Source organism: Arachidicoccus sp. (assembly GCF_050436765.1).
GTDB lineage: Bacteria > Bacteroidota > Bacteroidia > Chitinophagales > Chitinophagaceae > Arachidicoccus.
Genome location: NZ_JBNQGD010000402.1, coordinates 16,514 through 17,442, shown reverse-complemented (window position 1 = coordinate 17,442; position 929 = coordinate 16,514). Strand labels below are relative to the sequence as shown.

1 protein-coding gene is annotated in these 929 nt (G+C 29.8%); it reads left to right on the top strand.

The window, feature by feature from the left end; genetic code table 11:
• Positions 1-630: 630 nt before the first annotated feature.
• Positions 631-864, top strand: a complete 234-nt coding sequence (locus ACQR30_RS16720; protein WP_429736898.1) for a toprim domain-containing protein — start codon at positions 631-633, stop codon at positions 862-864.
• Positions 865-929: the final 65 nt, after the last annotated feature.

Below are 929 nucleotides of genomic sequence, written 5' to 3'. Positions count from 1 at the left end.
CCATAGCTTAGTTGATTTCATTTGTACTTTTTTTATTTTTAAATGTATTCATCTGCGATAAAAGAATCGTTTTGGTTGTATCCTTTTCACTATTTAAAACTTCAAGACTTAATATCCTCCATCAGTCAGTCTGAAAACGGGGAACTAAAGGTAATTGAAAAATCACGCAAACAATTACCCCTTATCCAAATAATATTTTTTCTCAAGAAAGAAAGAAATTGATCAGCGAAACCCTATTAAAGTCTATGCAACATTTCAATAACCAGTAAATTATCCTTCATTCCAGAAAAAATCCCTGCCCTATTTATTCCCTTAATTAAACAATGCAGCCTCCCAATGGTAAATCAACAGCTTAGCGGGTTCGTTTGATAATTCCCCGACTTAAGTTAAGCAAATATTAGAATCAAATTACTTATATTTTTAGTCTAATGCTAATCAAAGATTAAAAAATATATTTTCTTTGTAACAAAATCTCTTTATAGGGCCATAAACGAAGATTTTTATTGTGTAAATCATTCTTTAATCTTCCCTATTCGTAAGTTTTCCGTTTGTTCTTTAAACATTTGTTTTATTATTGCAAAATTGTTTAAATATATTTTACTCATAAAAACGGAATAATCATTCATTATTATGGCAAAAAATTTATTGATAGTTGAGTCTCCTGCAAAAGCAAAAACCATAGAAAAAATCTTGGGAAAAGATTTTGAAGTGGTGAGTAGTTATGGACATATTCGCGACTTAGCTAAGGGTGATAATGGCATCGATATTGAGAATAAATTTACGCCTAGCTATATTGTTCCCGACGAAAAAACGAAAGTAGTCAGTCAATTAAAACAGCAAGCGAATAACGCATCTGAAATATAGCTGGCAAATGATGAGTACAAGTAAGTATACAAAATAACTTTTCATTTTGGTGTAATATATATAAT

Excerpts from the sequence above, each read along its gene's own strand:
- ACQR30_RS16720 (WP_429736898.1), top strand. The coding sequence starts at position 631 with ATGGCAAAAAATTTATTGATAGTTGAGTCTCCTGCAAAAGCAAAAACC.